Source organism: Moritella sp. PE36 (genome assembly GCF_000170855.1).
Lineage (GTDB): Bacteria > Pseudomonadota > Gammaproteobacteria > Enterobacterales > Moritellaceae > Moritella.
Map to the genome: position 1 here is coordinate 11,264 of NZ_ABCQ01000004.1, position 13,511 is coordinate 24,774.

Below are 13,511 nucleotides of genomic sequence, written 5' to 3' on the forward strand. Positions count from 1 at the left end.
AACAAAGTGAAACAAACAATGGGCTTATCACCGTTTTTCCAATCATAATTAGGTACTATTTAGTTGTTACTTAGTTATTGTTTAAATAATAACTAAGTGAAAAAGCAGTAAGACGCGATCTCGCCTTCATACTCAGACAAATAAGAACAACTTATGTGGATTACATCAAAATTAAATCGCCCAACTCGTCTACACAATTCTATCTCCCGCACGCGGATTTTAGGTCACCTTCAAGATGCGGCGTTTAATAAATTAGTCTTATTTCGTTCACCTGCGGGTTATGGCAAAACTACCATGGCAGCGCAATGGCTCAAAGACCACAGCCAGGTAGGTTGGTTTAATATCGATGAAACCGATAACGATACGTTTCGCTTTGTGAACTATTTTATTCAAGCCATTAACAAAGTCACCGAGCAAGCTTGTATCAATTCGCAAGCACTGGCCGAACGTCGCCAATATAGCTCGCTGCCTAATTTATTTAGTGAACTGTTTGCCGAATTGGCGAATTATCAAAGTGAATTTTATCTGGTGTTAGATGACTATCACTGTATTAATAATGACGAGATCCATGAAGGGTTACGTTTCTTTCTTAAATACATGCCCGCAAACTGCACCCTAGTCGTTACTAGTCGTACTTTACCGCCGCTCAATACCGCTAACTTGCGCATTCGCGATCTCCTTATTGAACTCGACAGTGAATTGTTAGCGTTTGATGACCAAGAAATAGCGCAATTTTTTGAACAGCGCATTGGCTGTAGTATGAGCGATGCCGAGATCCAAAAATTACAACAAAAAATCGAAGGCTGGCCATCGGCATTACAATTAATCGCCTTGCAAGCAAAACAGAAAAAACACAGTGTCGCTGAATCGACAGAATGGATCTCGCAGATCAAGCAATCTCATCTTTGGGATTATTTGGCCGAAGAAGTTTTTGATTTATTAGACAAACCATTACAAGTATTTTTAATGCAATGCTCGGTATTTACCATTTTCAATACCAGCTTGATCACCGAATTTTTTGACAATGAAGCGGCAAATAACTTATTAGAATCATTAGATAAACACGGGTTGTTCCTGCATTCGCTCGAAGGTGAGCAACACTGGTATCGATTCCACAATCTGTTTTCTGATTTTTTAAAACACCAACGCCATACCAAGCTTGCGCAGTCGAGTAAGCAATTACATAAAGATGCTGCGCGCGCTTGGTTAAAACATGATAATCCTCAACAAGCCTTATTCCATGCCCAGCGTGCCAAAGACAATACGTTAACCGCCGATATCTTATTAGCACACGGCTGGCACATGTTTAATCAGGGTGAACTAGCAAACTTAGAAACCACGATTAGTCTGTTGCAACCTGATACCTTATACCAAAGCCCGCGCCTACCGTTATTACGCGCTTGGTTAGCTCAAAGTCAACACAGTTATGATCAAGTCGGTGATTTACTGGCGCAGGCATTAATCGAATTAAAACAGCGTAATATAGAGTTAACCTTGGCGCAACAAGGCGAATTCAACGCCCTGCGTGCGCAAGTGGCAATGAATCAAAACAACCCGGAACTGGCCTTACAACTGGCTGAAAATGCCTTAGAACAGCTGGACCCCGGTAATTATCGCAGTCGAATTGTCGCCACGTCGGTGATCGGTGAAGTCAACCATGTACTCGGCCATTTAGCTCGTGCTCTGTCGATGATGCAACAAGCAGAACGCATGGCACGTCAATACCATGTTTACCCGCAAGCACTTTGGGCCCTGTTACAACAAAGTGAGATATTGATTGCCCAAGGTCATATCCAATCGGCGTTCGAATTACTCGACAATGCCGACCAACTGGCGGATAAACAGCACTTACAACAGCTGCCGCTCTATGAGTTTTTGCAACGCATTCGCAGTCAGATCTATTGGCGTTGGAATCACCTAGATCTTGCTGAGGAATTCGCCCATAAAGGCTTAAATGTACTGCCGAAATATTGCCAATCTAAATATTTACAATCGTATGCCATCTTAGCGCGGGTACATATTGCCCGTGGCGAACTGGATAAAGCCGGTCGTTATATAGATCTGTGTGGCGAGCTTATCGACCAATCAGATTACCATGCCGACTGGGTAGCCAATGCTAACTTTTCGCAATTGTTATACTGGCAAGCAAAAGGCAACAATACAGCGATTGAACACTGGTTAGCACAAAGCAAACCAGTAGCAGATAATGCCTGTAATCACTTTACCCAGAGTCACGGGCGAAATCTGGCACGGGCTTATATACTGACAGAAAACTATACGCAGGCACTGCAGACCCTAACCCATTTACAACAAGCAGCGACAAGCCATCAACTGGTCTTCGAACAGCAAAAAAATGCCACGCTCGAAGCCGTACTCTACGGACAATCAGGTGAGCAAGCCCAAGCATTAGACAAGCTAAAAACCGCACTGACATTGGCCAATACCACCAGCTCAATTTGTGATTTTTTGATTGACGCCAAAGTGATTGCGGAATTGCTTAACAGCTTATTAAAACAAGGTGGTATGGCTGAGTTAGAACGTTATCGTGCTGAAAAACTACTGGCTGAAATGTCGATAAAACGTCACAACCGCGCAGTTTATTTTGATAAAGACTTTGTGCATAAACTGTTGAACAACCAAGATGTACCAGAGTTAATTCGTACCAGCCCCCTGACCCACCGAGAATGGCAAGTACTTGGCTTGATTTACTCGCGTTACAGCAATGAACAGATCTCGATAGAGTTAGATGTGGCTTCTACGACCATCAAAACCCATATTCGTAATCTGTATCAAAAGTTGAATATTGCTAATCGTAGAGAGGCGATTGAAACTGCAGAGAACTTATTGAAGATGATAGGTTATTAATCCGTACTCATAATCTTAATGCACTTAAATGCTAGCGGCCGATCTAACATGGTACCGTTAGCATTTTTTCTATGGTAATCGGACTATTTTTTATATTTTACAGGCTAATGACACCGAGTAACACCGACTATAAACCCACATTAGAAATCAACATTCTGTTTCAAGTAATCAATTAATTTCGAGGCTCTGGAACTCAATAGCTGTCGTCTATACCAAACGGCATAAACATCTCTACTTGCACCTTGCCAATTTGGTAAAACCCGAACCAATTGCTGATTTTTGAGTTCCTCTTTTATCTCAGTTGATGGTAGCAACGTGATGCCTAACCCACTCATTGAAAACTGCTTTGCAACCTGTAGATCATTAACCAATATTTTGCTTTTTCTAGGTTTGAAGACTACTCGGTTGTTCGTATTAGCACATTCAAATAACTCCCATGAAGCTGTCAAAGGGTCTGTAATAATTATGTCTGCGTCGTCAAGATCTTGGGGCTGCGCTAGCATGCCTTGGGACTCTATATACAGAGGGCTCGCAACAAGCATGGTTTCTATTCAGCCTAACTTAAGCGAGGTAAGATCTGAGTCTTTTTGTTTACCAACTCTAATAGCAAAATCAGCATTGGAAGAATAGAATTCGGTAAGGGTATTACTTAATTCCAGCTCCAAATCTATTTCAGGGCTTTGATGCAAATAACAAGACATATATCTTTGCAAGCAACTGGCAACCAAATTGGTTGGAGCAAGTACTTTGATGTGGCCTTTGTCTCCTGATATATCGTTTTGAATTTCATTGATAATCGAATCAACCGAGTTTACATGGAAGTATGCGTTGTCAAAAAGCTTATGCCCTTCTCTCGTCATTTCAAAATTGTGACTACTTCTATTCAATAGCTTACAGCCAAACTCAACTTCTAATGCTTTTATACGTCTACTCACGGTAGATGCCGGGATTTTCAAACTTTCACTGGCTGACTTTAGGCTACCAGCTTCCACAACCGCTATAAATAACGAAATATCATCAAACATACTCAATTCCATATATGGGTTTCATGAACCCAAATTAAGGTCTAGATATCATTATCGCTACAAAATATAGTACTTGTCATCAATCATTAACATCTTCGAGGTATTTAGTATGAAGCAACGTATTTTGTTTACTGTAATAATGTCATTTTTCCTTTCCTCATTAATGACATTGTGGGTAACGTATATCAATCTAGGAAAGACACCTGACTTTTTAAACATGTGGGGAAATGCATTCCTGTTAGCATGGCCTGCAGCTGGCGTTATTTCGTTTATTATTTCCCCCCTAGCACAACGCATTACACATAAAGTTTTAGGGTAGCTCTGCACACGAACCCTAAGCTCTTCGGCACCATCATCTTAGTAAGATGATGGAAGGCTATTCATTAACAGACAAACCTTTGCAACGACGAATAATGATTTCACGTAACCAATTGTGACCAAGATCCTTATCTTTATTTTGATGCCAAAATAGAGTGTAAGCCATAAGAGGGAGTGGTGTTGGTAACGGTAAAATAATTAGGTCAAGCTGTGCCGCTATATCACGAGCAAAGTGGCTCGGAGCGGTCAAAACAAAATCGGTATGAGTACATAAGTTTGCCGCGTTATTGAAATCAGGAACATAAATCGCGATATCTCTGGTTAAGCCTTTTTCCGCTAATTTGTAATCCAACAACCAGCGGTCATTTTTCAGACTTCGAACTTGTATATGCCGTTGACGTAAATAGTTATCCTGATCCCAAGTTTGCTTGAGTAATGGATGATTTTTGCGAACCAGGCAACTTTGAGAGTCTTGGCACAGTTCATAACAATGAATACCTTTTGGCGGCATTAAGGTAAGTATCGCATCTTGTGGATTGAGATCTTTACCTGTGATACCAAAATCAAGCTCACCATTTCGTAAGCGTTCGAATGTCTCACTATCCCAACTTTGGTTATCAAGGATAATATTGGGAGCTTCCGCAAAAATATCACCAAGAAATTGCGGTAAGAACAGTGCATAGACATTTTCAACCACTGCCATTTTGAAGCGTCGCTGACTCGTTGTTGGAACAAATTTCTTCGGCGCCGTTAGTTGCTCAATATTAAATAGCAGAGCTTCAAGTTGTGGTGCTAAATCCAGGGCGTATTGAGTCGGCTGAATACCATATGCGGAACGAATAAACAACGGATCATCAAATTGTTCGCGTAATCTATTGAGGCTTTTGCTGACTGCAGATTGGCTTAGATGCAAGCGATCGGCAGCATGAGTTACACTGCATTCGTCTAATAAAATATACAAACACACTAACAAATTAAGATCGAGTCGTGCCAACTTATCAAAAGACATAAAACCTCATAAAATAAAGATATTCCATAGTGAAATAACTATGCTGAATATAAACCATTTCTATTCATATCTTCAAGGATTTAGATTATCAGCATTATAATCTTTTAGGAAAATGATGTGAGATTTTCAATTTCTACTAATACTCGACTTGTTGCCCTCGTGGTTACTCTCGTTCTGTTTAATCCTTTGGCCATTGACATTTATCTACCAGCACTACCTGTAATGGCTGAAGCATTTTCTGTCGACGTTACTCGGCTACAAGATACCGTGACCTGGTTTATGTTTAGCCTGGGAGTTGGACAATTATTGGCTGGCCCATTGGCTGATCGCTTTGGACGCCGTCCTATCGCATTAGGAGGCATACTCATCTACGCTTTGAGTTCAGCTTTGGCGTATACTGCCGATACTCTAAACTTGCTATTGATGGCTCGTTTGTTACAAGGGTTTGGAGCTTGTGCAACATCGGTAGCAGCATTTGCAGCAGTGCGTGACAGCTTTGGCCCAGAAAAGAGCGGTCGTATGATCAGCTACCTTAATGGTGCGATTTGCTGTGTTCCAGTATTAGCACCACTCCTCGGCACTTGGTTGACACATCACTTTGGCTGGCGTTCTAACTTTAGCTTTATGTTAGGCTTTTCTGTCATTGCAGGTATCTTTGTCGTATTACACTTCAAAGAAACTCGCCCAGATAATACCGATGTAGAAGAAACCTTATTCAGTTTTTCACGTTATTTCTCAATACTGCGTGAACCGATTTTTTTATTTCACGCAACGTTATGCATGCTAGCTATGGCTGTAATTCTGGCTTATGTTACATCAGCACCGGTGTGGTTAATGACGACGTTAGGACTAAATATGAACCAATTTATAGTATGGTTTGGTATTAACGCCGTTCTGAATATTTTGTCATGTTTAATAGCACCTAAATTTATGGACCGACTAGGTACTCGCCGTACCCTATATGCGGGATTAATTATCTTGGTTATTTCCGGGGCTATGATGCTTAACTTGAGTGGCATCCAACAAGCATGGGCTTTTATGATACCAACGTTTATGACCTCGTTAGGCTTTGCATTTATTTTTGGGGCCTCTGCAGGTAAGGCTCTAGCACCGTTTGGTGACCGCGCAGGAACAGCTGCCGCATTGCTTGGTTTGTTTCAAATGAGTGGCGCTGGGGCAATGGTGAGCTTGACGCAACGTCTTGAGTTAACCACCCCGTTGTTATTAACATTACATATGTGGTTATTTATCCCAGGGTTAATTCTATTTTTATCAAAGCTAGGTAATAAATGGCATACACCTCAAGAAAATTGAGCAAAACTACAACCACATTTTGTAGAAGGTAATTGTAGTGGCTAAGTAATACTGGCCACCGCTTTTGATTCATTCTTATAAATTATTAGATGTGAGAAACTTTCTACGTTACTCGCATAAGCAAATGGATGGCAAATCGATATGAGTATATTGTGAGTGGTTGCGGCTATAAATTGGTTTGTCGCCGTTTGTTACATATATGCAACCTCGTAGCTTGTGGCCAGGTTTATACAACTACAAGTGTTAATCCTGTTTTGATACTCGACGGGCAGGCTAGAGCTATTTAGATATCTTAAGTCGCGGGAAGTTACCCGCGACTTAACTATCTATGTGATATTATAACTTTTTAATCGCAAATTCCGATATCGAATCAGCAAGGAAATTGACCATTTGGGGATGGTATGTATTGTGAAATACTTTCATATCCTGATTTTCTTGGTAAAAAATCCCCATACCAATATAGGCCTCTTTTGAAGGCGTGTAAAAGCGACAAGCAATTTGATAATGTTTTTCTATTATCCCTTGAACCTTATTACTATTACACTTCGCTATATCAATATATGTTGCTAGCTCTTTATATAGTGTATCCCAATCTTTATGGACTTTATCACGCTCAACATGCTCCCAGTTATTACTATTAGAAAGACTTTGAGCTTGTTCTTCACTAAGAGCTACACGACATTTATTTAAATATTCTTTACTTAATTTACTCATATTCATAATTAGTACCCCTGACGCAACAAATGTAGATACGCCTGAACAAAAATTCATTAGGGGGTAACTATTAACCCTAAACACTACAAATGAATAAAAGTAGCTTTAGAAGTTAATATTAGACCCCGGTTATAATACCGGGCAGGGAAGAAAGTAAATTAAAGAACTAACTTTCTGCGAGCCCAGTTAGTGTTAGATACAATCATCAAAAATCCCTCCTATAATAGATAAATTAGATTTAATACAAAGTGTTAACTAAGTATTAACTGGATGTAGCCGCAGTATATTGCAAGCCTTACAAATTAACAACCAATGTCAATTTCATAAATATATCGAAACCACTTTTAAAGGTCCTTTTTCTTTAGTGACATTTTAAACTTGCCTTAACAGTCATTTCACTACTCAGGTAAAAAGTCCTCTCTAACGCTTATTTTATCCCTTTAAAACCAATTTTAACCCATAATTCTGGATGGTTCATTTTGCGCTGTCTTAGTGAATATCCCTTTCGCGTCGATTCTAATTGAAATGCTTGTTTCTAATGTTTTTGTAATATGGGATACAAGTCACTATAGGAGGGAGATAGCCTTTGCATAATATCTAATCTAACCAAGGCTGGATCATAATTGAACTCACAATAGGGTTCGCGTGTGCTGTTGTGATATGACAAATTCCTCACATGAGAAAGTGTAGGGTAAATCGACATAAATGTATTGAGAATGAGTAACTGCTCTAACACACTTAGGGGCAAGTTCGGCTTAGGGCTTAAGCTTTAAAGAATAGTGTTGCATTACTTAAAATGTATCTTAAGCTGTACACCGTTACCAATACAGTAACCTTCCTATTTATTTTAATGGATTCATTTCATGTCTAGAAGCCAACGACTCTTTGACTTACTCCAACTGTTACGCTGTCATAAATACCCTGTCTCAGCAGCACACTTAGCTCAAGAACTGAGTGTAAGTGTTCGTACTATCTACCGTGATATAGCGACATTACAAGCACAAGGTGCGGAGATTCAAGGCGAAGCTGGCCTTGGTTACGTATTGAAACCGACGTTTACGCTACCTCCATTAATGTTTTCAGCAGAAGAGTTAGAAGCTCTCCTGTTAGGAGCTGATTGGGTTGGAAAACAGGCTAATGGTGAGTTGAATAAAGCCGCAAAAAACGCTATTGCTAAAATTTCATCAGTATTACCAGAAAATCACATTGTGAAGCGAAGCGCGGATATCATGCGTGTAGCTTCTATCATTGAAGTACCAGAATTAACGACAGAACTATCATATATTAGAGATGCCATCAAACATCAGTATAAAGCTGAGATTGACTATCAAGATTCTCAAGGAAATCCTAGCTCACGGATAATATGGCCTATTCTTATAGGTTTATTCCAGTACCATTATGTTCTAGTGGCTTGGTGTGAGACAAGAGATACATTTCGTAATTTTAGGCTAGATAGAATAGAACTGTGGCAGTCCCTTGAGCAAAAGTACCGACCTAATCGTCGTAATTTACTGAAAAAATGGCAGGAAATAGAAGGCATTAGTGAGAAAGAAATTCGCTACTGACAAAAACTGTCACTCACATTCATTATATTACTAACTCAATCAGTTGTACTTTTTAGGAACTTATATGTTTAAAATCGATTCCTTTGTTCTTTATGTCGAAAATATTGAAATCAGCAAAAATTTTTACACCAATACTTTTGAATGTGACGGTGAAGTTTTATCGCCAACATTTATTTCTTTCTCATTAGGCGATGGGGTTAGCGTTGAGTTAAAACAACTCGCACAAGTTTCTCCAAAAGCTCATATTACTGGTGGCGGTACAGAACTATCCTTAATGGTAGATAATTCAAAAGTATTACATCACCTTTACGAGCAATGGGAAAACAAAGGAGTTAAATTCATTCAAACTCCTGTAGAGTTGATTTTTGGTATTACATTTGTTGCGATTGATCCAGATGGACATCGAATTAGGGTCTTTACGCAGAATAAATAAAGAACGATATGCAGTGGCTAAGTAATATTGGCCACTATTTTCGGTTCATTCTTGTAAATTATGTTATGTGAAAAGCAACTCACAATCATCGCATGAACAAATGTATGGCAAACCGATATGAACATATAATTGATGAGTTGAAGCATATACGAAATGGGGCAGTTTCGGCTTAAAGTGATCACCCTAAGCCATTGATGGACATAAATGGCTTAGAGCTTATGCTTTAAATAAGACGTTTCGCATTATTGAAAGTATGGTTAAGAAATTGAACTAAAGCTAGCTTTGAACAAATTAATAGATTTATTCTGTGATATCGATGATTTCTTTAAAAATTCATACATAAGTGGAAAAATAATAATTTAAAGTGGTTAACACAAGCGTAATGAGGCAAGTCGTCTGTCTCGCTGAGAAATACTGACCATTATTATTGCATGTCACATCTCCGTAATTTCAAGAACTATTATCTTGGGCTTATTCGTCGTTACCACCTTCAATATTTCCCAAATTTACTTAGCTATCCCCATTTTTAGACGTAATACCATCAGTTCTCGTCCAGATAAATGGTATAGGGCAGTACTGTACACCTCCTTAATTTGGAAAACATAATCCTAATCGAGGTTAATTACAATATTTTCGAATACCAAATAAGAGATATTTAGTGTATTTTAATGATTCAAAACAATAGTTAATCTAATCAATCCTCCGTTTATATTTGATGAACGCAATCGAGTTATAGGTAGTACATGGAACGACAGTTTTTACGTAAAAATGGAATCACCTTAGAGCAATTAAGATGCTTCGTGTGTGTTTATGAGACAAGAAGCATTACAAGTGCAACCCATACACTCGCTAAAACGCAATCAGCAGTAACATTAACACTCCAAAAATTTGAAGAAACCATTGGACAAGAGCTTTTTATTCGACGCGCTGGAAAAAATTTAGATAGGACTGAAAATGCGCAAGGAGTCTATATCAATGCGATTGACATATTAAAGCGTGTCAATACCCTGTGTAACGCAACAAAAGAAGTTGTTAGGGTTGGTATTCCCGACGACCTTTCAATGAATCAAATTATCAAGTTACAAAATTATCTATTGTCATATTTTGTGGGCCGTATGGTTACATTCACTGTGGATAAAAACTCAAACCATAAATTGCAATTTTCTAATGGAAACATTGACCTTTATTTTCATAAGAAATTAAAGGTATCCACGGACACTCCCCTATTGTACGAAGGCAGGTTCCTTTATACTTCAAAGCTAATATGGGTTAGTAAAGAAAGGATTAATGTTGACCTTATTGACTTTTTACCTTTGGTATCTTTCCACGAAGGGTGCATACCACGAGCAAGTCTAGATCACGCACTTGCACTTCTCCAAGTACCACATGAAATTATGTTTGAGTCATTCAGCTGGACACAAAATATAGAAGCAATTAAATTCGGTTTTGGCGTAGGTGTCATACTCGATAGTATGCATACGGATGATTTGGTCGTACTTGGCTCAAATGATGGTTTTCCTGAACTTTGGGATATAGATATTTATTTGATTGGTCGACAAGGTTTTAAAGATGAACGACTTGCCGACGGGTTAAGCAATCTATTTAATCGACAAACTCCGATTGAGGGAGAGTAACATCACTGATTGTACAAGAGTATTTTTCTAAAAACTCTTGTACACAAGGTTTGTAATTTGCCTCAATACCAAGTAGTAAGCTACAAAAACTCGATCCATCTTTTCGATAATTTATTGCAGTGAAGTCTACATTTGAATATATATGCTGTAAAATTATAAGTAGCTGCCCTTTCTTTTCAGGAAACTCGAACCTATAAAATTTCTCAGATTTTTTGGATGTAGTTAAGTTAGAATCACCTATCATAAATCTAAGATGAGATTTCCCTACATCTGAATCCGTCATATCCAGCGCTTTGTAACCATTTTCTCGTAAAAGATCTAATGTTGAATTAACTAACGATGTGTCGTCAACAGAGCTGAAACTTACCATTATGTTGGCTTGCTCTGAAGCCGATTTCCTGTATTTAAGCTCAGTGATATCCACCTCTGAAAGTTGGTCCACTAATTTAATTAACTCACCTTGTTTTTCAGGAATGGTTAAATACACCAATTTTTCTTTTTTTTGCCCTAAATTACACCGCTGAGCAACATATTCGAGTTTTTGAAAATTCATGTTGCTACCTGATAAAATAACGCCAATTTTTTTACCTTTTATATGATGATCTTTAAGGTATTTATATGCACCAGCTAAGCCTACTGCACCACTTCCTTCTGCAATAGCACGTGTATCTTCATGGATATACTGAATTGCTGAACATACTTCATCTTTAGAGACTGTCATGTGATCATCAATAGCATCTTTACATATCTCATAAGGTAGTTTTCCTATTTGTCCTACAGCGACTCCATCTGAAAATGAACATATACTATCCAATTTAGATATTACTTTTGCTCTCAGAGATACCCCCAGAGTCTGTGCTCCTTCAGGCTCAACAGCAATAATTTTTGTTGATGGACTAAGCGTATTCATCGCTATGGTTAACCCAGCTAAGAGGCCACCACCACCGACTTGTACAAATAGGTAGTCCAATTGTTCAACTTGTGATGCGAACTCCAGACCAATGGTCCCTTGACCACAAATAACCTCAATATCATCAAATGGATGAATTAAACTTAGATCACGAGAATCAGCTAAATTATATGCGTAACGATATGCTTCATCATAGTTAACACCATGTAAAACGACATTAGCTCCATAACTTCTCACTGCATCGACTTTTATCTTAGGAGTCGTATCTGGCATAACAATCGTAGCTGTTGTACCAAGTTCTTTGCAGACTTTCGCGACACCTTGAGCGTGGTTACCAGCAGACGCGGCAACAACACCTCGATTCAATTGTATTAAAGGAAGCGATATAATCTTCTGATATGCTCCTCGTATTTTGAATGAATTAATATCTTGTAGATCTTCACGTTTTAAATAAATGTCATTGTTAGTTTGTTTAGATAGGTTTACTAACCGATCTACTGGTGTTGGTTTTAGGTAGTCGAAAACAGGAGATGTTACAATTTTGTTGAAATAGGATTCTATTATTTGAATTTGCATGCTGACTACCTTAATCTATGTTATTTTCGATCTGATTCGTAACTACTGGTGACAGTGCTAATTGATCAAAAACTATTCCAATTGCATTATGGATCCCCCAAACCTCTAAGTAAGGAGGCTCTTCTTCATGAATCTTCAAGATAGCGTCATTGCGGAGTTGAGCAGCGTTAACCCAGTTAACCACGATAGGGTGACGATGATGAAAGTCGTGTTGAGGTAAATCGCCAACAAGAATAAATAGCCTAACTGGTAGATGATAAGCTAAATTACACACGTACCACATGAATAAATTATTGCGCTTAACGGGATACTGTAAGCCGCAAAATCGTCCCCAAGAAATATCAGCGTAGAAATAAGGAGTATTTTTCCTATTCTCCAAGTTTCCGTACCACAAATGTTCACTAATAATCTCAATGAATGCACTTATTTGATATAAAATTACTAGCGCCAAGAATATAAAGATAAATGCTGAGTAATTTTGTTGTTCGATAATCAACCATCCCACTAAGCAATAGTAAGATAGAGATATGGCAGTGCGAATCGGCTTAGTACTGTTAATATTGTATGCTAATCGTTTTAGTATAAATTTAATGTGGAAAAGTGGGGAAACTAAGCATAACCAAAAGCTTAAGCGTAATTCTTGTGCTGTCAATCCCGGTTTTACACCTGACTTAGTAAGAAAAATAAGAATTGGATCTCTTTCCGTTGCAAAACTGTCTGGCGCATGGTGTGTCTTACAGTGATCTTTTTTATAACTATGATAATCTTGACTCAAAGTAATAATTGAACAAAATTCGCCTATCAGCATATCGAATAACTCGTTACCACTTAGACGATTATGCACCGCTTGGTGTATTACTACTGCAGCTAGCCTTCGTGACATTGCAACTATGAGAAGGGCACAAACTCCTTGCACGTAGTAATTGTAAGATACTAAAACGCCGTATAGACCACCAAATAATCCCAAAATTGTAAATAAAGTATATGTACACCAATTAAAAACAGTATTTGTTGTTTTAGTTGAATGAGCTTTTCCTGTTAACCATGTGGAAAATCTATTTGGTATTAAACTATTGTCATATGAGTCTCTAATTTCTTGAGATAATTTTGGATTCACGTTGGGATTGTTTTGTATATTCATTTTAGAC

Annotated in this window: 12 protein-coding genes; 6 read left to right on the forward strand and 6 right to left on the reverse strand. The window is 38.4% G+C overall.

Annotated elements, in window-relative coordinates:
- Positions 1 to 153: 153 nt before the first annotated feature.
- A complete protein-coding gene (malT, locus tag PE36_RS03975; RefSeq protein WP_006030673.1) occupies positions 154 to 2,865 on the forward strand; it encodes an HTH-type transcriptional regulator MalT in 2,712 nt (903 codons plus the stop codon).
- A 140-nt stretch (positions 2,866 to 3,005) separates the two neighbouring features.
- On the opposite strand, the gene PE36_RS24960 is transcribed toward malT, so the two are convergent.
- Together PE36_RS24960 and PE36_RS03985 are read right to left on the reverse strand one after the other, a co-directional pair.
- A complete protein-coding gene (locus tag PE36_RS24960) occupies positions 3,006 to 3,407 on the reverse strand; it encodes a LysR substrate-binding domain-containing protein (RefSeq protein ID WP_006030674.1) in 402 nt (133 codons plus the stop codon).
- 9 nt (positions 3,408 to 3,416) lie between these two features.
- Entirely contained in the window at positions 3,417 to 3,890 is a 474-nt protein-coding gene (locus PE36_RS03985; protein ID WP_043993887.1) for a LysR family transcriptional regulator, read from the reverse strand.
- Positions 3,891 to 3,999: 109 nt separating this feature from the next.
- Between PE36_RS03985 and PE36_RS03990 the strand changes: the two genes are divergently transcribed.
- A complete protein-coding gene (locus PE36_RS03990; RefSeq protein ID WP_043993889.1) occupies positions 4,000 to 4,209 on the forward strand; it encodes a DUF2798 domain-containing protein in 210 nt (69 codons plus the stop codon).
- Positions 4,210 to 4,266: 57 nt separating this feature from the next.
- Here PE36_RS03990 and PE36_RS03995 read toward each other — a convergent pair whose 3' ends face one another.
- Positions 4,267 to 5,217 (reverse strand): LysR family transcriptional regulator, encoded by a 951-nt coding sequence (locus PE36_RS03995; protein ID WP_006030677.1) that lies wholly within the window; start codon positions 5,215 to 5,217, stop codon positions 4,267 to 4,269.
- A gap of 117 nt (positions 5,218 to 5,334) precedes the next feature.
- Between PE36_RS03995 and PE36_RS04000 the strand changes: the two genes are divergently transcribed.
- Positions 5,335 to 6,531 (forward strand): multidrug effflux MFS transporter, encoded by a 1,197-nt coding sequence (locus PE36_RS04000; protein ID WP_043993891.1) that lies wholly within the window; start codon positions 5,335 to 5,337, stop codon positions 6,529 to 6,531.
- A 336-nt stretch (positions 6,532 to 6,867) separates the two neighbouring features.
- Here PE36_RS04000 and PE36_RS04005 read toward each other — a convergent pair whose 3' ends face one another.
- Complete coding sequence (locus tag PE36_RS04005; protein ID WP_232286522.1) at positions 6,868 to 7,251, reverse strand: TipAS antibiotic-recognition domain-containing protein; 384 nt, start codon at positions 7,249 to 7,251, stop codon at positions 6,868 to 6,870.
- An 857-nt stretch (positions 7,252 to 8,108) separates the two neighbouring features.
- Here PE36_RS04005 and PE36_RS04010 point away from each other — a divergent pair.
- The 3 genes from PE36_RS04010 (at position 8,109) to PE36_RS04020 (ending at position 10,877) form a co-directional block, all read left to right on the forward strand.
- Positions 8,109 to 8,810: a YafY family protein gene (locus PE36_RS04010; RefSeq protein ID WP_006030680.1), complete on the forward strand. Its 702-nt coding sequence runs from the start codon at positions 8,109 to 8,111 to the stop codon at positions 8,808 to 8,810.
- Between the two features lie 64 nt (positions 8,811 to 8,874).
- Complete coding sequence (locus PE36_RS04015; protein WP_006030681.1) at positions 8,875 to 9,243, forward strand: VOC family protein; 369 nt, start codon at positions 8,875 to 8,877, stop codon at positions 9,241 to 9,243.
- A 743-nt stretch (positions 9,244 to 9,986) separates the two neighbouring features.
- On the forward strand, positions 9,987 to 10,877 hold the full coding sequence (locus PE36_RS04020) for a LysR family transcriptional regulator (protein WP_006030682.1): 891 nt from the start codon (positions 9,987 to 9,989) through the stop codon (positions 10,875 to 10,877).
- Here PE36_RS04020 and ilvA read toward each other — a convergent pair.
- A complete protein-coding gene (ilvA, locus tag PE36_RS04025) occupies positions 10,846 to 12,363 on the reverse strand; it encodes a threonine ammonia-lyase, biosynthetic (protein ID WP_006030683.1) in 1,518 nt (505 codons plus the stop codon). The genes PE36_RS04020 and ilvA overlap by 32 nt on opposite strands.
- A gap of 10 nt (positions 12,364 to 12,373) precedes the next feature.
- Positions 12,374 to 13,504: a hypothetical protein gene (locus PE36_RS04030; protein ID WP_006030684.1), complete on the reverse strand. Its 1,131-nt coding sequence runs from the start codon at positions 13,502 to 13,504 to the stop codon at positions 12,374 to 12,376.
- Positions 13,505 to 13,511: the final 7 nt, after the last annotated feature.